Genomic DNA, 21,364 nt, shown 5'->3' on the forward strand with positions numbered 1-21,364 from the left:
CGTGGCAGGTCATGGACGTGGTCGACGGGTGTGGCGCGGGCGGGCGGCGGGATGCGCGCTCGCCGCGCTGCTGCTCGTGTCCGGGTGCTCGGCGCCCGGGGCGGCGCCCGACGCCACCGCGGGCCAGGTGCAGCAGGTCCTCGACCGGCGCGCGGCCGCGGTCCTCAAGCACGACGAGGCCGGCTATCTGGCCGCCGTCGACCCCGCCGCCACGGGCCTGCGGGTGGCCCAGCGCACCGAGTTCGGCAACCTCGCGCAGGTGCCGCTGAGCTCCTGGACGTACCGGGTCACCGGCGTGGACCGGCACGGCGCGACGGCGACCGCCAAGGTGGAACTGCACTACCGCATCGAGGGCTACGACACCGCCCCCGTGACGGCCGCCCGCACTCTCACCCTCGACCGGCGCGGCGGGAACTGGTACGTCACCGACGACCGGCCCGCCCAGGGCGACGCGCAGCTGCTGTGGCAGCAGGGCCCGGTCACGGCCGTACGCGGCACCCACAGCCTGGTCCTCGGGGTCGGCCAGGACCCGGCGAAGCTGCACGGGATCGCGGTCGCGGAGGACGCGGCGGTACCGGCGGTGTCGGCCGCGTGGCCGGGCACATGGGCGGGCCGAGTCGTGGTCCTCGTCCCCTCATCGCTCGACGGCATGGCCGCGCTGCTCGGCGCGCCCGCCGCCTCCTACCGGGGCATCGCGGCGGTGACCACCGGCGAGGCGGGCGGCGCGGCGGCGGCCCCGGCGGACCGGGTGATCGTCAACCCGGACGCGTACGCGGTCCTCGGCGACCTGGGCCGCAAGGTCGTCCTCACCCACGAGACCACCCACGTGGCCACCCGCGCCCACACCTCGCCCGCCACCCCGATGTGGCTCTCGGAGGGCTACGCGGACTGGGTCGGCTACCGCGACACCGGCCGCACCGCCCCCCAGGCCGCCCCCGAACTCCAGAAGGCCGTCCGCGCGGGCGACTTCCCCGCCGACCTCCCCTCGGACGCCGACTTCGGCTTCGACGGCGGCGCGGACCGCCTGGCGAAAGCGTACGAAGGCGGCTGGCTGGCCTGCCGCCTGATCGCCACCCACTGGGGCGAGGCGACGCTGGCCCGCTTCTACACCAAGGTGGGCAACCAGCCCCACCGCGAGGGCGCGGTGGAAAAGGCGATGAAGGACGAACTCGGCCTGTCCCCAAGGGAGTTCACGGCGCGGTGGCGGGAGTATGTGCGGGGGCAGCTGGCTTGATCAGGGCTTGTCCAGCTCTCTGATCGCCTCGGCCAGCCACTTCTTTTCCGCCGTGCCGGTGGCGCGCGCGATCCGCAGCATGCCCTGGCGGAACAGGTCCGGCGCCTGCTCGGCCGTGACGGGCTCGCCCTCCCGGTAGAAGAAGCTCGCCGGTGTTTCGAGGAAGGCCTGCCGCCTCCGGAGGACGACCGCCTGCTCGGCGGGGTCGGGCAGGTGCCGCAGGAAGGCGAGCAGGGTGAAGAACCGCTGCCCGTCGGTGATTTCGACGTCCTTGGGGTGCCGCAGCCGCTCCAGGAGCCCGGCGCGGCCCGCATCCGTGAGGGAGAGGATGCGCCGGGGCGCGGCCCCGCTGCCGGGCTCGGTGCGCTGCTCAAGGGCGCCCGCCTTCACCAGGCGGGTGATGGCCGGATACAGCGCCCCGTCGCTGACCGGCCGGATGTGTCCGCTGAGTCCCTTGATGCGCTCCTTGAGCTCGTAGCCATGGAGGGGTTCCTCGTAGAGGAATCCCAGGATCGACAGCTCCAGCATGGGCGCCCCTCGTCTTGTCCGGTTGTCGCGCCTCATGATACCTCTTATCGAGTTACCTCGAATCGAGGTATTGCTTAGCGGGGGAGAGGGCAATGGGTCCGAAGGCTCATCGCGGGGCGCTGGTGTCGCTCGCGTATCCGGTCTACTTCGAGCTCCTGGCCGGGGTCACGGCCGGAATCATCAACACGGTCTGGGTGGCCCGGCTCGGCGGGGACTCCGTGGCCGCGGTCGCCGTGGCCACCAACGTGGAGAACGTGCTGCTCGGGGTCGTCCTGATGGCAGGGTCGGGCACGACCGTGCTGCTCGCCCGGGCCAGGGGCGCCGGAGATCCGGGCGGGGTGCGGGCGGCCGTGCGGGGCGGCTGGGCACTGTGGGCGTTGCTCACCCCGGTCGTCGCGGTGGGCGGATTCCTGTGCCGGGAGCCGCTGGCCCGCCTGGTGCTGGGCGCGGACGCGGGCGCAGCCCCGCATCTGGCCTCCGGCTACTTCTCCGTCGCACTGCCCGGCACGGCGGTCTTCTTCGCCACCAACGTCGTGGACGGCATCCTCAAGGGCACGGGCGACACCCGCACCCCGATGCGTCTCGCGCTGCTCTCCAACGGGCTGATCCTGGTCCTGGACCCGCTGCTCATCCTGGGGTGCGGCCTCGGCGTGCGGGGTGCGGCCATCGCCACCGTGGCCGGGCGGGGGGCCGCCCTGGCGTGGGGCCTTGTGATGCTGCGGCGGAGCACCGTGCTGCGCGCGGCCGGGCCCTCGCCGCGCGCCCTGTCCGCCGATCTGCGCCGCACGGTGCGCACCGGACTCCCCATCTCCGCGGACTTCGTCGTGCGCATGGGCGGAGCACTCGCCCTTGTCGGCGTCGTCGCCCGGATCGGTGTCGCCGAGGTCGCCGCGTACGGCATCGCGACCAAGGCGATGTACGTGGCGACCATGGCCTTCTACTCCGTACGCCAGGCCGCCGCGATCCAGACCGCGCGCCTGCTCGGGGCGGGGCGGGACGAGCGGCGGGCCGTCGGGTGGGCGGCGCTGCGCGTCTCGGGGGCGGTGGGGATCGCCGCGCTCCTCGTGCTGCTCGCCGCCGCACCCTGGATCATGGCGGCGTTCGGCGCGCACGGGAAGGTGGCCGCGGCCGGGGCGCTGTATCTGCGCTGTCTCGGGCCCTACCTGGTGCTGCTCGCCTGCTTCATCGCCGTGGGCGGGGTGTTCGAGGGCAGCGGCGCCAGCCCGCTCCTGGCGCGGATCACCGGATGCGGCGTGGTTCTCCAACTGGGGCTCGCCCACGGCCTGTTGGGACTGGGCCTGCCCGGCATCTGCCTGGCGGCGGCGCTGGCCACGGCCGCCCAGTGCGCGGCCCTGGCATGGCTCTGCCGACGTACGTCGAAGCGTCAGCAGGTGGTGGACGGCTCGGTCCTGCGGGTGGGCTGCAGGGGCAGCGGCGGGAGGTTGCGGGTCGGGGAGGTCGAGTGCCACAGGCGGTGGCAGGCCAGGAGTGAGGCGGTCAGGAGGAGGCCGTTGCGTACGACCAGGAGCAGTACGCCCAGCCAGTCGCTCGCCACCACGTGGGAGAACCAGATCGGGAACTCCAGGAGGGTCACGCCCGTCGCGGCCAGGACCAGTTGGGCCGGGCGGGTCATCGGGGAGCGGCGGAAGGCCAGGCACACCGCGGCCAGGCCCAACAGCCACAGGAGGTACTGGGGGCTGATCACCCGGCTGGTGGTCGTGAAGAGCAGTACGGCGGTGAAGGCCGCGTCCGCCAGGGTGCTCGGGTGCAGCGGGCCGCGGGATCTGAGGCGCCACAGCAGCAGCCAGCCGAAGGCGAGCGCGGTCAGGGCCATCGCGAAGGCGGACACCAGCGGAACGTACGGGCCCAGGAACTCCACCGAGCCGTAGTTCAGCTCCACCCGGCCGTGCCAGCCGAAATGCCGGGCCGCATGGAAGACGAGCCCGCCGAGCGACTCGACCTCCGTGCCCCGCTCCCGCTGGAAGGTGAGGAAGGCGAGCGCGCCCGGCGCCGCCGCGACGCACGCCACCAGGATCGCGGCGGCGCTCACCACGGCGGTCGTCCAGGACCGGCGCGGGGCACGGATCAGCAGGAGCACCGGCCACACCTTCAACAGCGCCCCGAACGCGGCGAGCGCGCCCAGGATCCGCGGGTGGCGGGCGCCCGCGAGCAGCGCCGCGACCGCGACCGCGGTCACCATCACGTCGTAGCGGGCGTACGCGGTGGGGCCGAGCAGCGGGACGCCGACGGCCCACATCCAGGCTCCGTTCAGGGACTTGCCCGGGCGGCCCGCCGCGTACATCAGGAGGCCGAAGACCGCCGTGTCCGCCAGGAAGGCGAGCAGGAAGAACGCCGTCGCGTAGTCGAGGAAGGGCAGCGCCGCGGGGGAGAGGATCGCGAGGGCCGCGGCCGGCGGGTACTGCCAGGTCACGTCGTCCAGCGGATACGTGCCGGTCGCGAGCACCTGCGACCAGCCCTGGTAGATGACGTGGACGTCGCTGGTGACGTCCGGGCCCGGCAGGGCCAGCACCCTGAAGACGCCGAACAGCAGCAGATAACGCGTCGCGGCCCAGGTGGCCGCCACCGCGAAAGGGCGCCGGAAGATGCACATGGTGTCCGTCTCGTCCTGATTTAGGGGGCCGGAGCCATGATGCCGGGTACCCGGGCGCCTCGGCCGTCAGGCGGGGCCCTTTCGGTTCCGTGGCGCCGCCCCGCGGCCTCCCTTCGGCCGCGCGCCCCGGGTTCGGTACTGTCGGCGGCGATGCACAAGACCTTGATCGTGACCAATGACTTCCCGCCGCGCCCCGGCGGGATCCAGGCGTTCCTGCACAACATGGCGCTGCGGCTCGATCCCGAGCAGCTCGTCGTCTACGCCTCGACGTGGAAGCGGAGCCGGGAGGGCATCGAGGCGACCGCCGCGTTCGACGCCGAGCAGCCGTTCACCGTCGTGCGCGACCGCACCACGATGCTGCTTCCGACGCCCCGGGTCACCCGTCGGGCCGTCTCCCTGCTGCGCGAACACGGCTGTTCCTCGGTGTGGTTCGGGGCGGCGGCGCCGCTCGGCCTCATGGGGCCCGCGCTGCGCAGGGCCGGCGCGGAGCGCCTGGTGGCGACCACGCACGGGCACGAGGCCGGGTGGGCCCAACTGCCCGCCGCACGCCAGCTGTTGAGGCGGATCGGCGAGGGCACGGACACGATCACCTACCTCGGCGAGTACACCCGCTCCCGGATCGCCGGCGCGCTCACCCAGCAGGCCGCGGCCCGCATGGTCCAACTCCCGCCCGGCGTCGACGAGAAGACCTTCCACCCCGGCTCCGGCGGCGACGCCGTACGCGCACGGCTCGGGCTCGCCGACCGGCCCGTCGTGGTCTGCGTCTCGCGGCTCGTGCCGCGCAAGGGCCAGGACACGCTGATCCTCGCCATGCCGGCGATCCTCGCGCAGGTGCCGGAGGCGGTACTGCTCATCGTGGGCGGCGGGCCGTACGAGGCCGACCTGCGCAAACTCGCCCTGGACACCGGGGTTTCGGCCTCCGTCCGCTTCACCGGGGCGGTGCCCTGGGCGGAACTTCCCGCGCACTACGGGGCGGGCGACGTCTTCGCGATGCCGTGCCGCACCCGGCGCGGCGGCCTGGACGTCGAGGGCCTCGGCATCGTCTACCTGGAGGCCTCCGCGACCGGCCTGCCCGTGGTGGCGGGCGACTCGGGCGGCGCACCCGACGCGGTGCTCGACGGCGAGACGGGCTGGGTGGTGCGGGGCGGCTCCCCCGAGGACTCGGCGGACCGCATCGTGACCCTGCTCCAGGACGCGGAGCTGCGGCGCCGGATGGGGGAGCGGGGGCGGGAGTGGGTCGAGGAGAGGTGGCGCTGGGATCTCCTGGCGGAGAAGCTGCGGGGTCTGCTGTAGCGCGTACGGCTTCGCTTTGCGGGGGTGCGGGATTCGACTCCGGGGCCGTCGGGGGCCGTTTGCGCCCACGCGGGGAGCCGCACTATGTCACAGCCCCGCGCCCCTAGGGGGTGCACCCTGCCAGGATGCACCCCCCCAGCCCGTCCGGCGATTGAGGACGAGCGCCCTTAAGGCGCGATACGGGGTTCGGGGCGGAGCCCCGAGTTCGCCGGACGGGGCCGGCGGGAGGGGGCCGGGAGCGTAGCCCCCCGGAAAGGCTGGCTCGCTGCGGCTCAGCGGGTGTAGATCGCCTCGATCTCGTCCGCGAAGTCCTTCGCCACAACGTTCCGCTTCAGCTTCAGCGAAGGCGTGATGTGCCCGGCCTCCTCGGTGAACTGCGCCCCGAGCACACGGAACTTCCGTACCGACTCCGCCTTGGAGACCGCCGCGTTGCCGTCGTCCACGGCCCGCTGCACCTCCGCCAGGAGATCCGCGTCGTCGCGCAGGGCGGCCACCGTCGCCACGGACTTGCCGTGCTCCTCGGCCCAGCGGCCCAGGAACTCCTCGTCCAGGGTGACGAGCGCGCCCACGAACGGCCGCCCGTCGCCGACCACCATGCACTCCGCCACCAGCGCGTGCGCGCGGATGCGGTCCTCGATGACCGCGGGGGCGACGTTCTTGCCGCCCGCCGTCACGATGATCTCCTTCTTGCGGCCGGTGATCGCGAGGTAGCCGTCCTCGTCGAGGGTGCCGATGTCACCGGTGTGGAACCAGCCGTCGGCGAGCGCCTCGGCGGTGGCGGCCTCGTTGTTCCAGTAGCCCTGGAAGAGGTGCTCGCCGTGCAGCAGCACCTCGCCGTCGTCCGCGATCCGTACGACCGAACCCGGCAGCGGCTGCCCGACCGTGCCGATCTTCGGCCGGTCCCAGGGGTTGAACGCGGTCGCGGCGCAGGACTCGGTCAGGCCGTAGCCCTCCAGGACCGTGAAGCCGATGCCGCGGAAGAAGTGGCCGAGCCGCTCGCCGAGCGGCGCGCCGCCGGAGATCGCGTACTCGCCGCGCCCGCCGAGCACCGCCCGCAGCTTGCTGAAGACGAGCTTGTCGAAGACCTTGTGCTTGATCTTCAGGCCGACCGAGGGCCCGGCGTCCGTGCTGAGCGCCGTGCTGTAGGCGATCGCGGTGTGCGCGGCCTTGTCGAAGATCTTGCCCTTGCCGTCGGCCTGCGCCTTGGCCCGCGCCGAGTTGTAGACCTTCTCGAAGACGCGCGGCACGCCGAGGATCAACGTCGGCCGGAACGAGGCGAGTTCATCGGTCAGGTTCTTGATGTCCGGTACGCAGCCGAGCTTGATCGGCGCCATCACCGAGGCCACCTCGACGAGTCGTCCGAAGACGTGGGCCGCGGGCAGGAAGAGCAGCACCGAGCACTCGCCCGTACGGAAGAGGGGCTTGAGCCGCTCGACCACGTTGCCGCACTCCGCGAAGAAGGCGCGGTGGGTCAGCACGCAGCCCTTGGGGCGGCCGGTGGTGCCGGAGGTGTAGACGATGGTCGCCGGGTCGTCGGCGTGCGCCGAGGACATCCGCGCGTCGAGCAGTTCGTCGGAGACGTCCGCGCCGGTCGCGGTGAGCCGGCCGACCGCGTCGGTGTCGAGCTGCCAGATGCCCTTGAGGGCGGGCAGGCCGGCCTGGACCGAGGTCACGGAAGCCTCGTGGGCCGCGGACTCGACGATGGCGAGCGTCGCGCCGGAGTCGCCGAGGATCCACTGGATCTGCTCGGGCGAGCTGGTCTCGTACACCGGGACGGTGACGGCGCCCGCGCTCCAGATCGCGAAGTCGAGCAGCACCCACTCGTACCGGGTCCGGGAGAGCAGGGCCACCCGGTCGCCGACCCCGACGCCCGAGGCGATCAGGCCTTTGGCGACGGCGCGCACTTCGGCGAGGAACTGGCGGGCGGTGACATCGGCCCAGGCACCGGCGATCTTGCGGCCCATGACCGCGACATCGGGATGCTGAGCGGCATTGCGGCGGATCAGATCCGTCAGGTTGCCGTCCGAAGGGACCTCGTACAGGGCCGGAAGGCTGAACTCGCGCAAGACTGCTGCTCCTCATCGGGCGCCGGTGCCACGGCTCTGTGTGATGCACCGGCTGCGGTCCAAGATCGGGCAGGTGCCCGGAGGCTTCCGTGGGGGGCGGAACTCCGAGCACGACTGGACTGCCCGGACGTTACCCATGGGTAGTGGGTTCCCGATAGGGGGTTCTGGCCAGATGTTCGGTGCGTCACACATGTTTGACACTGCTTCGCGCACAGTAGTCCACACCTTCGGGCACCCGGAAGTAACCGCAGGTCCGACGGCCTAAGGTGACCCTCATGCGAGTTCATGTGGTCAGTGACGTGCACGGGAACACCGAGGGCCTGGCCAAGGCGGGCCACGGGGCGGACGCCCTCGTCTGCCTCGGTGACCTGGTGCTCTTCCTCGACTACGCCGACCACTCGCGCGGCATCTTCCCCGACCTCTTCGGCGTCGAGAACGCCGACCGGATCGTCGCCCTGCGCACCGCCCGGCGCTTCGAGGAGGCCCGCGAGCTGGGGCGATCGCTCTGGGCCGGACTCGACCGGGAGGCCGCGATCGAGGCCGCCGTCCGCCGCCAGTACGCCGAGATGTTCGCCGCCTTCCCCACCCCGACGTACGCCACGTACGGCAACGTCGACATGCCGGACCTCTGGCCGCAGTACGCGGGACCGGGCACCACCGTCCTGGACGGCCAGCGCGTCGAGATAGCCGGGCGCGTCTTCGGCTTCGTCGGTGGCGGGCTGCGGACCGCGATGCGAACGCCCTATGAAATCTCCGACGAGGAGTACGCCGCCAAGGTCGAGGCGCTCGGCGAGGTCGACGTGCTCTGCTCGCACATCCCGCCCGAGGTCCCCGAGCTCGTGTACGACACCGTCGCCCGCCGCTTCGAGCGCGGCTCGCGCGCCCTGCTCGCCGCGATCCACAAGACCCGGCCCCGCTACTCGCTGTTCGGCCACGTCCACCAGCCGCTGGCCCGCCGGATGCGGATCGGCCGCACCGAGTGCGTGAACGTCGGCCACTTCGCGGCCACCTCCCGGCCCTTCGCCCTGGAGTGGTGATCCGGCCACTGGATTGGCGGGCGGCCCGTACGCGATAGCCTGCACGCACACCTCCCCACCGCCGTCGCCCTCGTGCGGGCGGGGGAGAGAACAGACCCGGACCGCGCACTGGAGGAGCCACGACGATGGCGGAACACACCAGCTCGTCTATCACCATCGAGGCGGCCCCGGCCGACGTCATGGGCGTGATCGCGGACTTCGCCCGCTACCCGGAGTGGACCGGCGAGGTGAAGGAGGCCGAGGTGCTCGCCACCGACGCCGCGGGCCACGCCGAGAAGGTGCGGCTGCTCCTCGACGCGGGCGCCATCAAGGACGACCACACCCTCGCCTACACCTGGAACGGCAACCAGGTCAGCTGGACGCTGGTCAAGTCCCAGATGCTGCGCACCCTCGACGGCTCGTACACCCTGGCCGACGCCCCGGGCGGGCAGACCGAGGTCACCTACCAGCTGACCGTCGACGTCAAGATCCCCATGCTCGGCATGATCAAACGCAAGGCGGAGAAGGTCATCATCGACCGCGCGCTGGCCGGCCTGAAGAAGCGCGTGGAGAGCGGCCCGGGCGACGCCGAGGCCGGTTCCGCCGACGGGGCCGAGAAGCTCTAGACGTGCGTACGGTCCTCGTCACCGGCCCCGGCGGCGCGGGCCGCACCACCGTCGCGGCGGCGACCGCACTCGCCGCCGCCCGCAGCGGCACCCGGGTCACCCTGCTGACCTCGGACCGGCTCCCCGGTGAACTCGCCGGGGTCACCGTCCGGCGAATCGATTCGGCCGCCCATTTCCGCGCCGAACTCCTCGCCTTCCAGGACCGCGCGGGCGCCGTCCTCGACCTGCTCGGCGCCTCCCGCCTGGACGCCGAGGAACTCACCGAACTCCCCGGCGCCGAACAGCTCGCCCTGCTCAGCGCCCTGCGCGAGGCCGCCGCCGACGAACCCGGCCTGCTCGTCGTCGACCTCCCGCCGGCCGGCCGGGCCCTCGCCGCCCTCGCCCTGCCCGAGCAGCTGCGCCGCTATCTGCGCCGCCTCCTGCCGCCCGAGCGCCAGGCGGCCCGCTCGCTGCGCCCGGTCCTCGCCCAGCTCGCCGGGGTCCCCATGCCCGCGCAGTGGCTGTACGAGACCGCGGCCCGCTGGGACCTCGAACTGGCCGCCGTCCAGGCCGTGATCGAGGACCCGGGCACGACCGTACGGCTCGTCGCGGAACCCGGACCGGCCGCGGCCGAGACCCTGCGCACCGCACGCCTTGGCATCGCCGTGCAGCGGCTCGCCCTCGACGCGGTGGTCGCCAACAGGCTGCTGCCCGTCGAGACCCCCGACCCCTGGCTTGCCGGCCTCGTCGCCCAGCAGCGCAAGCACCTCGACGAACTGGCCGGGGAGTTCCCCGTCGTGCGCGAGGTGGCGCACCTCGGGCGCGATCCGCGGGGCGACGACGACCTGGAGCGGCTCGGCATCGCATCCGGGCCGGACGAAAGCCCTGTCCCGCAGTGGACCATCGAGGACCGGCTCGCCGAGGACGACGTCCTGGTGTGGCGCCTGCCGCTGCCCGGCGCCGTCAAGGACGGGCTCGCGCTGGTGCGGCGCGGCGACGAACTCCTGCTCACCGTCGGCCCGTTCCGGCGCATCGCGGCGCTGCCGTCGGCGCTGCGCCGCTGCACCGTCACCGGGGCCCGCCTGCACGACGGCGTACTGGAGATCCGGTTCGCCCCCGATCCCGAGCTGTGGCCCCGCGGTCGCTGAACGCGCTACCCCCGTTCGGGTAACGTCGAAGGAAACAGCCCTGTAGGAAAACCAGCCGCTGGAGTCCGCCATGAGCGAAGCCACCGAGCGCCCCGCCCCCGACGCGGATGCCTGGGCCGAGGCCTGCGCCGAGGACCTCGCAGCCGAGAAGGCGCGCCGCCGCGCCGAGTACGGCCCCCCGCCGGGATCCGCCGCCGAGGAACTGCGCAAGCTGCTCGACGCGGTCACCGACAAGGTCGCCGGCATCTTCGACGGCCCCTCCTCGCTGTCCGGCCTGGCGACCCAGGGCGCCGTGCAGCAGCTGATCAGCCAGGCGAAGTCCGCCGTCGAGCCCGTCATCGAGCGCAATCCCGAGGTCTTTGACCACCTCGCCGCGGCGGGCAACGAGCTGCTCGCCGCCTACCGCTCCGCCGTCGAGGGCCACGAGCGCCGCTGGACGTCGGCCGACGACAGGAAGCGGGACGGGGACACGGGCCCCACCGAGCACATCGACCTCGACTGAGACCCATACCGGGACCAGGTGTCAGCAAGGCACCGGACCCGGCCTCACACCCGGCGCCAACACGGGCTCGGCACGCTGAGCGCCGCCCCGGCTCGGGTACGGTTGGCCGTAGCGGGGCTCGACCGAACTGAGGGATTCATGGGACTCACCATCGGTGTCGATATCGGCGGCACGAAGATCGCGGCGGGCGTGGTCGACGAGGACGGCAACATCCTCTCGACCCACAAGGTGCCGACCCCCGGCACGCCCGATGCCATCGTGGACGCGATCGCCTCGGCCGTCGACGGCGCACGCGCCGGACACGAGATCGTGGGCGTGGGGATCGGGGCCGCCGGTTACGTCAATCGTCAGCGGTCCACCGTCTACTTCGCGCCCAACATCGACTGGCGCCAGGAGCCGCTGAAGGAGAAGGTCGAGCAGCGCACCGGCCTCCCGGTCGTCGTCGAGAACGACGCCAACGCGGCCGCTTGGGGCGAGTACCGCTTCGGAGCCGGCAAGGGCCACCGGAACGTCATCTGCATCACGCTCGGCACGGGTCTGGGCGGCGGCATCATCATCGGCAACAAGCTGCGCCGCGGCCACTTCGGCGTGGCTGCCGAGTTCGGCCACATCCGGATGGTGCCGGACGGCCTGCTGTGCGGCTGCGGCAGCCAGGGCTGCTGGGAGCAGTACGCCTCCGGCCGCGCCCTGGTCCGCTACGCCAAGCAGCGCGCCAACGCCACCCCCGAGAACGCCGAGTTCCTGCTCGGCCTCGGTGACGGCACCCCCGAGGGCATCGAGGGCAAGCACATCTCGATGGCCGCCCGGCAGGGCGACCCTGTCGCGGTCGACTCGTACCGCGAACTGGCCCGCTGGGCGGGTGCGGGGCTGGCCGATCTGGCCTCGCTCTTCGACCCGTCGGCCTTCATCGTCGGCGGCGGGCTCTCGGACGAGGGCGAGCTGGTGCTCGACCCGATCCGCAAGTCCTACAAGCGCTGGCTGGTCGGCGGGAACTGGCGCCCGGTCGCCGACGTCATCGCGGCCCAGCTCGGCAACAAGGCCGGCCTGGTCGGCGCGGCCGACCTCGCGCGGCAGCCCGACCCGATCATGTAGGTCCCGTACCACCGACGGCGCCCGCCGAGTCCGCCCCGGACCGGCGGGCGCTGTCATACGTTGTGGACCATGACGACCCCTGCCGGCCAACTGCCCGCGTCCGCCACGGAGAACGGCTCGGCCGTGATCCGCGTCCTCAGCTACAACATCCGCTCGATGCGCGACGACAACGCGGCGCTTGCCCGGGTGATCCGCGCCTGCGAGCCCGATCTCGTCCTCGTCCAGGAGGCGCCCAGATTCTTCCGCTGGCGCAAGGCGGCGGCGCGTCTGGCGGCGGCGACCGACCTGGTGATCCTGAGCGGCGGCGCCACGGCCGCGGGCCCGATGCTGCTCTGCTCGCTGCGGGCCACCGTGGAACGCACCGAGGACGTGCTCCTTCCGCTCACCCCCGGCCTCCACCGGCGCGGTTTCGCGACCGCGGTGGTACGGATCGGCGGGGCCAGGATCGGCGTCCTGAGCGCCCACCTCAGCCTCCAGTCGGCCGAGCGGTACGAGCAGGCGGGGGCGCTGCTCGACCGGCTCGCCGCGATGGGCGTGGAGCACGCGATCGCGGGCGGCGACCTGAACGAGCGGCCCGGCGGGCGCAGCTTCGGCCGCCTCGCCGGGGCGCTCCAGGACTGCTGGGAAGCGGCGCCGTGGGGCGGGGAGTCGACCTTCACGCCGAAGGACCCGAACCAGCGGATCGACGCGATCTTCGCGACCCGGGGCATCGAAGTCCTGGGCTGCGGCGTGCCGTTGGGGCTGGTGGCCCCAGCCGATCTGACGGCGGCTACGGACCATCTGCCGGTGCTCGCGGCGTTGCGGGTGCGGGCGGAGTAGGGGCTCGGGGGCGCTGCGTCCCGGCGCCCCCGAGCCCCGCTCCGCGCGGGAGCTCAGACGACGGCGCCGCGGCCCGGGTCGTCGTCGTCCTCGTCGTGCTGCATGCGGGCGAAGAGCGTACCGATGCCGCCCAGGAAGCCGCCCACGCCGAGCGTGGTGAGCCACCACGTCATGTCCCAGCCGAAGATCGCCGCGAGGATCAGCAGCAGCGGGCCGCCGACCACGCCCAGCCACGCGAACTTCGCCGTGACGTCGGCCTCCGGGAGCGGGGGCGGCTCCGGCGGCACGAAGTGGCCCTCGTCCGAGGCGTCCAGGTCGTCGTCGGACGGCTCGGCGGGCGCGAAGTCGCGCGGGCCGCCCACACCGGGCGCGAACACCACCGAGCTGCCGAGCGCCGGCTTGTCGGCCCCCTTGCCGGCGCTCTTGTCCAGGCCCTTGTCGGGGCCCTTGTCGGCTTCGGGCGCCTTGCCGGTCTCATCGCTCTCGTCGGGCTCGTCCTCGATCAGGGCGAGGTCCTCCACCGATCGATACGGTCTGCTGCCCGGCGGGTCGGCCGGCTCCTCGCCGTACCCCGCCACGATCGCCGCCCAGGCAGCCTCTTCGTCGATCGGCTGCGGTTCGCGGTCCGCGTCGTGCTCAGCCACCGGTCGTGCTCCCCTTCTTCCCGACGCTAGGAGCGAGGCGGCCGATGAACGAGTAGCTCTCCTCGAAGATCCGCTCCGCATCGTGGTCCAACGTCGCCACGTGGTAGCTCTGTTCCAGCAGGATCTCCTCGACGTCCGTGGAGGACACCCGGCTGAGGATCCGCGCCGAGTCGGCCGGCGGCACCACATGGTCCTGCGGGCTGTGCAGGACCACCAACGGCTGGGTGACCTGCGGCAGTTCACCGTCCACGATCTTGAAGAAGTTGCGCAGCGAGTTGGCCGCGTGCAGCGGCACCCGGTCGTAGCCGACCTCCTCGGAGCCCTCCTTGGCGATGTCGCTGGCGATGCCCTTCGTGGACCGTACGAAGTGGCGGACCACCGGCAGCGCCTGGGCGGCCGCGCCGTGCACCTTGTTGCCCGGGTTGACGAGCACCAGGCCGGTGACCGCGTCGCCGTGCTTCGCGGCGAGGCGCAGCGACAGGGCGCCGCCCATGGACAGCCCGAAGACGAAGACCCGGGTGCAGCGCTCGGTGAGCTCGCGCAGGGCGCGGTCCACCTCCGCGTACCAGTCCTGCCAGCCCGTGAGCTGCATGTCCTGCCAGCGGGTGCCGTGCCCCGGGAGGAGCGGCAGCGAGACCGTGAGGCCGCGCTCGGCGAGGTAGTCGGCCCAGGGGCGCAGCGACTGCGGGGAACCGGTGAAACCGTGACAGAGGAGGACGCCGACCTCTCCGCCCTCGTGGCGGAACGGCTCGGCTCCAGGGAGGACCGGCACCAGGGGTCTCCTGTTCATGAGCAGGGGCGGGGTTGTGCGGGGGAGTCGTACTTCACGGTACGCGACCGGACCGACACCGACCAGGGCCGTCGCGAGGGAGGCCGGGCCCGGCACGGGTTAAGGTCTGTTCGACAAGCACAGGAAGGCATCCGAGTTGATCTACGGCGCAATGAAGTTCTCCATCGGCGGGTCGCTGAAGCTCGCCTTCAGGCCGTGGGTGGAGGGCCTGGAGAACATTCCCGCCGAGGGTCCGGCGATCCTCGCGAGCAACCACCTCTCCTTCTCGGACTCCTTCTTCCTGCCGGCCGTCCTGGACCGCAAGGTCACCTTCATCGCCAAGTCCGAGTACTTCACCTCCCCCGGGGTCAAGGGCAAGCTGACGGCCGCATTCTTCAAGGGCGTCGGCCAGCTCCCGGTGGACCGCTCGGGCGCCCGCGGGGCCGGTGAGGCCGCGATCAACGCGGGCATCGACGTCATCAAGAGCGGCGGCCTCTTCGGCATCTACCCGGAGGGCACGCGCTCGCCCGACGGCCGCCTCTACCGCGGCAAGCCGGGCGGTCTGGCCCGGGTCGCCCTGGCCACCGGCGCCCCCGTGATCCCGGTCGCGATGATCGACACCGAGAAGATCCAGCCGCCGGGCAAGGTCGTCCCCAAGCTGATGCGCCCCGGCATCCGGATCGGCAAGCCGCTCGACTTCAGCCGCTACCAGGGCATGGAGGGCGACCGCTTCATCCTGCGCTCGGTGACCGACGAGGTCATGTACGAGATCATGAAACTCTCCGGCCAGGAGTACGTCGACATCTACGCGACGGCCGCCAAGCGGCAGATCGCGGACGAGGCCAAGCGGATCGCCGACGAGCAGAAGGCCGCCGAGAAGGCGGAGCGGGCCCGCGAGGCCGAGCAGGCCAAGCGGGCGGAACAGCCCGGCGACTAGCCGCGTCCGTCCAGGGGGCCGGGCCAGGGGTGGGGAACATGGCGAAACGCGAGCGAGTCGTACGGATGTCGGTGGAACTGCCCCTGTGGCGGGCTCTGACCGGCTACCGGGTGCTCACGACGCTCTACGCGTTGGCGATCTTCGCCAACGGCTACCACAAGTTCGAACGGCCCTGGGTCGGCGTCGGGTACCTCTCGGTGCTCACGGTGTGGAACTTCGCGACCCTGCCGAGGGTGGCGAACGCGGCCGCGTGCACCAAGCGCTTCCTCGCCGTCGACCTCACGGTGGTGCTCACCGGCATCCTGCTCACGCCGCTGGCCGATGTGGACGCCCAGTACGTCGACGGCCCGACGCTGCCGACGATAGCGGCGGCCGGGGCGGTGCTCGCCTTCGCGATCAAGGGCGGCTGGCGCTGGGCCGGGTTCGCCTCCTCGCTGGTGGCCGTCGCCAACATCGTGGAGCGCGGCCACCCCACCCGGGACACCTTCCACAACGTGATCCTGGTGTGGATCGCCTCCATCGCGATCGGCTACATCGTCGAGGTGGCCCGGGCCAGTGAGGCAACGCTCGCCCGCGCCCTGGAGATCGAGGCGGCCACCCGCGAGCGCGAACGCCTGGCCCGCGACATCCACGACAGCGTGCTCCAGGTCCTCGCCATGGTGCAGCGCCGCGGCAGCGCGCTGGGCGGCGAGGCCGCCGAGCTCGGCCGGCTGGCCGGCGAGCAGGAGGTCGCCCTGCGCACCCTGGTCTCCAGCGGCCTGGTGCCGCCGAACCGGGCCTCCGAGGACTTCGCGAACGGCGCCGTAGTGAGGGCGGTCGAGGTGGACGACGAGCCCGGCGAGAGCGGCGAGACCGACCTGCGCTCGCTGCTCGCCCGGCACGCCGGATCGAAGGTCTCCTTCGCGGAGCCGGGCGCTCCGGTGCTGCTCGCACCCCCCGCCGCCAGGGAGCTCGCGGCCGCTGTCAGTGCCGCACTGGACAATGTCCGTATGCACGCGGGGGAGTCCGCCCGGGCCTGGATCCTGGTGGAGGACTGGGGGGACGAAGTGATCGTGACGGTACGGGACGACGGGCCCGGAATCCCGGCGGGCCGGCTCGACCAGGCCGAGGGGGAGGGACGCATGGGCGTCGCCCTCTCGATCCGGGGCCGGCTGCGCGACCTGGGCGGCACGGCGGAGCTGATCTCCGTGCCGGGCCAGGGCACAGAAGTTGAACTGAAGGTCCCACGGGGGAAGGCAGGACGGCACGGATGACGCAGCAGCAGACGGCGCGGGCGGATGCGACGGTGAAGGTGATGGTGGTCGACGACCACCCGATGTGGCGCGACGCGGTCGCCCGCGACCTGGCCGCCGCCGGCTTCGACGTGGTCGCCACCGCCGGCGACGGACCGCAGGCGGTGCGCCGGGCCCAGGCCGCGGCGCCCGACGTCCTGGTCCTCGACCTCAACCTGCCGGGCATGCCCGGCGCCCAGGTCTGCAAGGAACTGGTCGCCGCCAACCCGGCGTTGCGGGTCCTGGTCCTGTCCGCCTCGGGCGAGCACGCGGACGTGCTGGAAGCGGTGAAGTCCGGCGCGCTCGGCTACCTCCTCAAGTCGGCCAGCACCGAGGAGCTGACCGACGCGGTGCGCCGCACGGCCGTCGGCGACCCGGTGTTCACACCGGGCCTGGCCGGCCTCGTCCTCGGCGAGTACCGAAGGCTCGCCAAGGACCCGGCGCCCGCCACCTCCGACGAGCCCAAGGCTCCGCAGCTCACCGAGCGCGAGACCGAGGTGCTGCGCCTGGTCGCCAAGGGCCTGAGCTACAAGCAGATAGCCGAGCGCCTGGTCATCTCGCACCGCACGGTGCAGAACCACGTCCAGAACACCCTGGGCAAGCTCCAGCTGCACAACAGGGTGGAGCTCGTGCGGTACGCGATCGAGCGCGGCCTCGACGACGCCTGACCGAGCCATCCCCCGTACGGGTGAACGACGGGTCGTCAACTCCCTTACGGATCAAGTGAATTGACCCTTCGCCCCATCCCGGAGTGACGTGCGTCACCACTAGCGTGGACCGCGTACGTCACTCCCAGGTGAAGGGACCATTCCATGCGGGTCGGAGTACTGACCGGAGGCGGTGACTGCCCCGGACTCAACGCCGTCATCCGGGGCATCGTCCGCAAGGGTGTGCAGGAGTACGGATACGAGTTCACCGGGTTCAAGGACGGCTGGCGCGGTCCCCTGGAGGGCGACACCGTCAAGCTGGACATCCCGGCGGTGCGCGGCATCCTGCCGCGCGGCGGCACCATCCTCGGCTCCTCGCGCACCAACCCCCTCAAGGCCGAGAACGGGGTTCGCCGCATCAAGGAGAACCTCACCAAGTACGAGATCGACGCCGTGATCGCGATCGGCGGCGAGGACACCCTGGGTGTCGCGGCCCGGCTCAGCGACGAGTACGGCATCAACTGCGTCGGAGTCCCCAAGACGATCGACAACGACCTGTCCGCCACCGACTACACCTTCGGCTTCAACACGGCCGTCGGCATCGCGACCGAGGCCATCGACCGGCTGCACACCACGGCCGAGTCCCACATGCGGGTCCTGGTCGTCGAGGTCATGGGCCGGCACGCGGGCTGGATCGCGCTGCACTCGGGCCTGGCCGGCGGCGCCAACGTCATCCTCATCCCCGAGCAGCGCTTCGACGTCGACCAGGTCTGCGGCTGGATCACCTCCCGCTTCAAGGCCTCGTACGCCCCGATCGTCTGTATCGCCGAGGGCGCCATGCCGAAGGACGGCGAAATGGTGCTCAAGGACGGCACGCTCGACTCCTTCGGGCACGTGCGGCTCTCCGGCGTCGGCGAGTGGCTGGCCAAGGAGATCGAGAAGCGCACCGGCAAGGAGGCCCGCACCACCGTGCTCGGCCACGTCCAGCGCGGCGGCACCCCGAGCGCCTTCGACCGGTGGCTCGCGACCCGCTTCGGCCTGCACGCCATCGAGGCGGTGCGCGACGGCGACTTCGGCAAGATGGTCGCGCTGCGCGGCACCGACATCGTGCGGGTGGGGATCTCGGAGGCCACCTCGAAGCTGAAGACCGTGGACCCCGCGCTCTACGCCGAGGTGGGCGTCTTCTTCGGCTGACCGCTGCTGACCCCGGCCGACCAGACCGGGCGGGTCCGGGCTGTGGGCCGTATATTCGCGATATCCGGCCCATAGCCCTCATGACTGGCCTGAGGGCCTGTGTCTAACCCCCGTCCGAAGGGGAAAGTCGTGGAAATCCTGGCATTCGGCGTGCAGACCGACGAGAAGCCGCTGATCGAGAAGGCCTTCGCGGGACTGCACGACATCCGCTGTCTGGACGTCTTCCTCACCGAGGACACCGCGCCGATCGCCGCCGGGCACGAAGTGGTCTCCACCAGCGTCAACGCCAACCTCAACGCCCAGGTGCTGCAGAGCCTGGCCGCCGGCGGGACGCGGATGATCGCCCAGCGCTCCACCGGCTTCAACAACATCGACCTGGACGTGGCCGCCCGCCTGGGCCTCACCATCGCCCGGGTCTCCTACTACTCGCCGTACTCCGTCGCCGAATTCGCCTGGACCCTGGCGATGGCCGTGAACCGCCGCATCGTGCGGGCCTCCAACCGCACCCGCGACTTCGACTTCCGCCTCGACGGGCTGCTCGGCCGCGACATGCGGGGCCGCACCGTCGGGGTGCTGGGCACCGGCAAGATCGGCGAGGCGTTCACCCGGATCGCCCACGGCTTCGGCATGAACCTGCTCGGCTGGGACGCGGCCCAGAACCCGGCCTGTGTCGAGCTCGGCATGAAGTACGTCGACAAGGAAGAGCTCCTCGCGAACGCGGACGTGATCAGCCTGCACGTGCCGCTGCTGCCCTCGACCCAGCACCTCATCGGGCGCCGGGAACTCGCGGCGATGAAGGACGACGCGATCCTGGTCAACTCCAGCCGGGGCGGGCTCATCGACACGGACGCGCTGGTGGGCGAGCTGCGCAAGGGCCGCTTCGCCGGCGTCGGCCTCGACGTGTACGAGGCCGAGGCGGGGCTCTTCTTCCTCGACAAGTCCCTGGAGGCCGTCCAGGACGACACCCTGGCCCGGCTCGTGACGTTCCCGAACGTGGTGGTCACCTCGCACCAGGCGTACTACACCCAGGACGCGGTGGGCCAGATCATCGCGGCGACGGTGGACAACGTGGCGGCCTACGCGGCAGGCCGCCACACTGAGAACGTGCTGGTCCCGGCTGCGCCGTAAGCGCCTCAGCGCACCGCGGCCACCCCCGCGAGCAGGTCCCTGACGACCTCCGGGCCGCGCAGGGTGAGCACCGACTCCGGGTGGAACTGGATGCCCGCGTACCCGGGGCCGCGCAGCGCGTGGACCTCGTGGGTCACCGGGTCGCGCGCGATCTCCACGCCCGGCAGCTCTCCTTCGCAGCGCGCCGCGAAGCTGTTGTAGAAGCCCACGGTCTCCTCGCGGCCGAACAGGTCGATCCGCACCTGCGCGCCCTGGTGGGGCTCCCGCTTGCGCACGATCTCCAGGCCGAGCTCGGCCGCGATCAGCTCGTGGCCCAGGCACACGCCGAGCAGCCCGTGCCGGTGGGAGCGCAGGAGCTCCGCGGCCAGCGGGCGGAGCAGCGCCATCTTCGGGTCGGCCGCGTCCGCGGGGTCGCCCGGACCCGGGCCGAGGATCACCGGGCCCTCGTGGCCGAGCACCCGCGCGTGCAGCCCGGGGACGTCGTAGCGGAGCACCGAGACCGCGAGGCCCGCCGAGCGCAGCACATGCGCGAGCATCGCCGTGAACGTGTCCTCCCCGTCCACCACGAGCGCCGACCCGCTCGGCTCGGCCGGCCGGTCCTGCATCCGCAGCCAGAACGGCGCGAGGTCGGCCCGCCGGGCGTCGAGCGCGGCCCGCACCCGGGGGTCGTCGGCGAGCCGGGGGCGTACCGCCTCGGTGGCCGGCCGGCCGGGCCGCACCCCGAGCGCCGCCAGGACACCGGCGGCCTTGGCGTGCGTCTCGGCGACCTCGCTCGCCGGGTCCGAGTGGCGTACGAGGGTGGCGCCGACCGGGACTTTGAGGCGGCCGTCCGGCGCGATGTCCGCCGTGCGGATCAGGATGGGCGAGTCGAGGGTCTGGGAGCCGCCCGCGTCCCGGCCGAGCAGCGCGAGCGCGCCCGCGTAGTAGCCGCGCCCGCCGTCCTCGTACCGCTCGATGACCCGGCACGCGTTCTGCACCGGCGACCCGGTGACCGTCGCCGCGAACATCGTCTCCCTCAGGACCTCGCGGACGTCGAGCGAGGAGCGGCCCCTCAACTCGTATTCGGTGTGCGCGAGATGGGCCATCTCCTTGAGGCGGGGGCCGATCACCACGCCGCCCATGTCGCCGACCGTGCACATCATCTTGAGCTCCTCGTCGACGACCATCGACAGCTCGTCGGTCTCCTTGCGGTCGGCGAGGAAGGTCAGCAGGTCCTCGGGGGCGGGGCCGCCCGCCGGGTAGCGGTAGGTCCCGCTGATCGGGTTCATGACGACCGTGCCGCCGGACATCCGGACGTGGACCTCGGGGCTGGCGCCGACCAGCGTCCGGTCGCCCGTGTGCACCACATACGTCCAGTACGCGCCCTGCTCACCCACGAGGAGGCGGCGGAACAGCGCCAGCGCGTCGGCCCGTCCGAAGCCGGGGATCTCGCCGGTGAAGGTGCGCCGGATCACGAAGTTGGCGCCCTCGCCGCGGCCGATCTCGTCGTCGATCACCCGCCGCACGATTCCCGCGTACTCCTCGTCGCCGACGTCGAAGCCGCCGCCCTCGACCCGCACCTCGTGCGCGGGCAGCTCGGCGAGCACGTCCGCGAGGGGGAGCTCGTACGTCTCGTCCGCGACCAGGACCGAGAGCGGCGTCCCGTCGTCGCGGACGTCGAAGCCGCGCTCCCTGATCTGCCGGAACGGCACCAGGGCGAGCGCGGGCCGGTCGCCGACGGGCAGGTCGGCGAGGTGTTCGGCCTCGTGGACGGCGCCGATCAACAGCTCGACGACGTCGTGATCATGGCCAGGGGTGCGCCTGCGCAGCAGCGCGAACGGCGGGCAGTTCTCGTTCAACAGCCTCTGGATGAGCATGAGT

19 protein-coding genes and 1 pseudogene are annotated in these 21,364 nt (G+C 72.3%); 14 read left to right on the top strand and 6 right to left on the bottom strand.

Annotation, left to right across the window (positions count from 1 at the left end; all coding sequences use genetic code 11):
* Position 1 precedes the first annotated feature (1 nt).
* The gene (locus ADK54_RS23795) at positions 2-1,234 is read left to right on the top strand and encodes a hypothetical protein (RefSeq protein WP_234392176.1); all 1,233 of its coding nucleotides are present in this window, start codon (positions 2-4) and stop codon (positions 1,232-1,234) included.
* Here the strand turns inward: ADK54_RS23795 and ADK54_RS23800 are convergent, their stop codons facing one another.
* The gene (locus ADK54_RS23800) at positions 1,235-1,762 is read right to left on the bottom strand and encodes a PadR family transcriptional regulator (RefSeq protein ID WP_053727724.1); all 528 of its coding nucleotides are present in this window, start codon (positions 1,760-1,762) and stop codon (positions 1,235-1,237) included. It lies immediately after the preceding gene.
* Positions 1,763-1,854: 92 nt separating this feature from the next.
* On the opposite strand from ADK54_RS23800, the pseudogene ADK54_RS43705 reads away from it, so the two are divergent.
* Positions 1,855-3,141: pseudogene (locus tag ADK54_RS43705) on the top strand (MATE family efflux transporter); the annotation flags it as partial.
* Between the two features lie 5 nt (positions 3,142-3,146).
* On the opposite strand, the gene ADK54_RS47645 reads toward ADK54_RS43705, so the two are convergent.
* Positions 3,147-4,373, bottom strand: coding sequence for a glycosyltransferase family 87 protein (locus ADK54_RS47645; RefSeq protein WP_053727727.1), 1,227 nt, complete (start codon positions 4,371-4,373; stop codon positions 3,147-3,149).
* Between the two features lie 150 nt (positions 4,374-4,523).
* Here ADK54_RS47645 and ADK54_RS23820 point away from each other — a divergent pair, with 150 nt between their 5' ends.
* A complete protein-coding gene (locus tag ADK54_RS23820) occupies positions 4,524-5,666 on the top strand; it encodes a glycosyltransferase family 4 protein (protein WP_053727728.1) in 1,143 nt (380 codons plus the stop codon).
* Between the two features lie 272 nt (positions 5,667-5,938).
* On the opposite strand, the gene ADK54_RS23825 is transcribed toward ADK54_RS23820, so the two are convergent.
* The gene (locus ADK54_RS23825; protein WP_053727729.1) at positions 5,939-7,732 is read right to left on the bottom strand and encodes an AMP-dependent synthetase/ligase; all 1,794 of its coding nucleotides are present in this window, start codon (positions 7,730-7,732) and stop codon (positions 5,939-5,941) included.
* 275 nt (positions 7,733-8,007) lie between these two features.
* Between ADK54_RS23825 and ADK54_RS23830 the strand changes: the two genes are divergently transcribed.
* From ADK54_RS23830 to ADK54_RS23855, 6 genes are all read left to right on the top strand, one after another.
* On the top strand, positions 8,008-8,769 hold the full coding sequence (locus ADK54_RS23830; protein ID WP_078966571.1) for a metallophosphoesterase family protein: 762 nt from the start codon (positions 8,008-8,010) through the stop codon (positions 8,767-8,769).
* Between the two features lie 125 nt (positions 8,770-8,894).
* Positions 8,895-9,374 (top strand): SRPBCC family protein, encoded by a 480-nt coding sequence (locus ADK54_RS23835; protein ID WP_053727731.1) that lies wholly within the window; start codon positions 8,895-8,897, stop codon positions 9,372-9,374.
* Positions 9,375-9,376: 2 nt separating this feature from the next.
* A complete protein-coding gene (locus ADK54_RS23840) occupies positions 9,377-10,501 on the top strand; it encodes an ArsA family ATPase (protein ID WP_053727732.1) in 1,125 nt (374 codons plus the stop codon).
* Between the two features lie 70 nt (positions 10,502-10,571).
* Complete coding sequence (locus ADK54_RS23845) at positions 10,572-11,003, top strand: DUF5304 domain-containing protein (protein WP_053727733.1); 432 nt, start codon at positions 10,572-10,574, stop codon at positions 11,001-11,003.
* A gap of 138 nt (positions 11,004-11,141) precedes the next feature.
* Positions 11,142-12,095: an ROK family glucokinase gene (locus ADK54_RS23850; protein WP_053727734.1), complete on the top strand. Its 954-nt coding sequence runs from the start codon at positions 11,142-11,144 to the stop codon at positions 12,093-12,095.
* A 69-nt stretch (positions 12,096-12,164) separates the two neighbouring features.
* Complete coding sequence (locus tag ADK54_RS23855) at positions 12,165-12,914, top strand: endonuclease/exonuclease/phosphatase family protein (protein WP_053727735.1); 750 nt, start codon at positions 12,165-12,167, stop codon at positions 12,912-12,914.
* A gap of 53 nt (positions 12,915-12,967) precedes the next feature.
* On the opposite strand, the gene ADK54_RS23860 is transcribed toward ADK54_RS23855, so the two are convergent.
* A complete protein-coding gene (locus tag ADK54_RS23860; RefSeq protein ID WP_053727736.1) occupies positions 12,968-13,558 on the bottom strand; it encodes a hypothetical protein in 591 nt (196 codons plus the stop codon).
* Positions 13,551-14,330: an alpha/beta hydrolase gene (locus tag ADK54_RS23865; protein ID WP_053727737.1), complete on the bottom strand. Its 780-nt coding sequence runs from the start codon at positions 14,328-14,330 to the stop codon at positions 13,551-13,553. The genes ADK54_RS23860 and ADK54_RS23865 overlap by 8 nt, the downstream gene beginning before the upstream one ends.
* 154 nt (positions 14,331-14,484) lie before the next feature.
* Between ADK54_RS23865 and ADK54_RS23870 the strand changes: the two genes are divergently transcribed.
* The 5 genes from ADK54_RS23870 (at position 14,485) to ADK54_RS23890 (ending at position 19,504) form a co-directional block, all read left to right on the top strand.
* A complete protein-coding gene (locus ADK54_RS23870; RefSeq protein ID WP_053727738.1) occupies positions 14,485-15,264 on the top strand; it encodes a lysophospholipid acyltransferase family protein in 780 nt (259 codons plus the stop codon).
* A gap of 38 nt (positions 15,265-15,302) precedes the next feature.
* Positions 15,303-16,517 carry a MacS family sensor histidine kinase gene (macS, locus tag ADK54_RS23875; protein WP_053727739.1) on the top strand — a complete coding sequence of 405 codons (1,215 nt, stop codon included), beginning with the start codon at positions 15,303-15,305 and terminating at the stop codon, positions 16,515-16,517.
* A complete protein-coding gene (locus ADK54_RS23880) occupies positions 16,514-17,203 on the top strand; it encodes a response regulator (protein ID WP_053727740.1) in 690 nt (229 codons plus the stop codon). The genes macS and ADK54_RS23880 overlap by 4 nt, the downstream gene beginning before the upstream one ends.
* 144 nt (positions 17,204-17,347) lie before the next feature.
* Complete coding sequence (locus tag ADK54_RS23885; RefSeq protein ID WP_053727741.1) at positions 17,348-18,376, top strand: 6-phosphofructokinase; 1,029 nt, start codon at positions 17,348-17,350, stop codon at positions 18,374-18,376.
* Positions 18,377-18,505: 129 nt separating this feature from the next.
* Positions 18,506-19,504 (top strand): 2-hydroxyacid dehydrogenase, encoded by a 999-nt coding sequence (locus ADK54_RS23890; RefSeq protein WP_053727742.1) that lies wholly within the window; start codon positions 18,506-18,508, stop codon positions 19,502-19,504.
* A 5-nt stretch (positions 19,505-19,509) separates the two neighbouring features.
* Here ADK54_RS23890 and ADK54_RS23895 read toward each other — a convergent pair whose 3' ends face one another.
* On the bottom strand, positions 19,510-21,360 hold the full coding sequence (locus tag ADK54_RS23895; RefSeq protein WP_053727743.1) for an anthranilate synthase family protein: 1,851 nt from the start codon (positions 21,358-21,360) through the stop codon (positions 19,510-19,512).
* Between the last annotated feature and the right edge of the window lie 4 nt (positions 21,361-21,364).

Origin of the sequence: Streptomyces sp. WM6378 (assembly GCF_001279695.1) — a bacterium.
Lineage (GTDB): Bacteria > Actinomycetota > Actinomycetes > Streptomycetales > Streptomycetaceae > Streptomyces.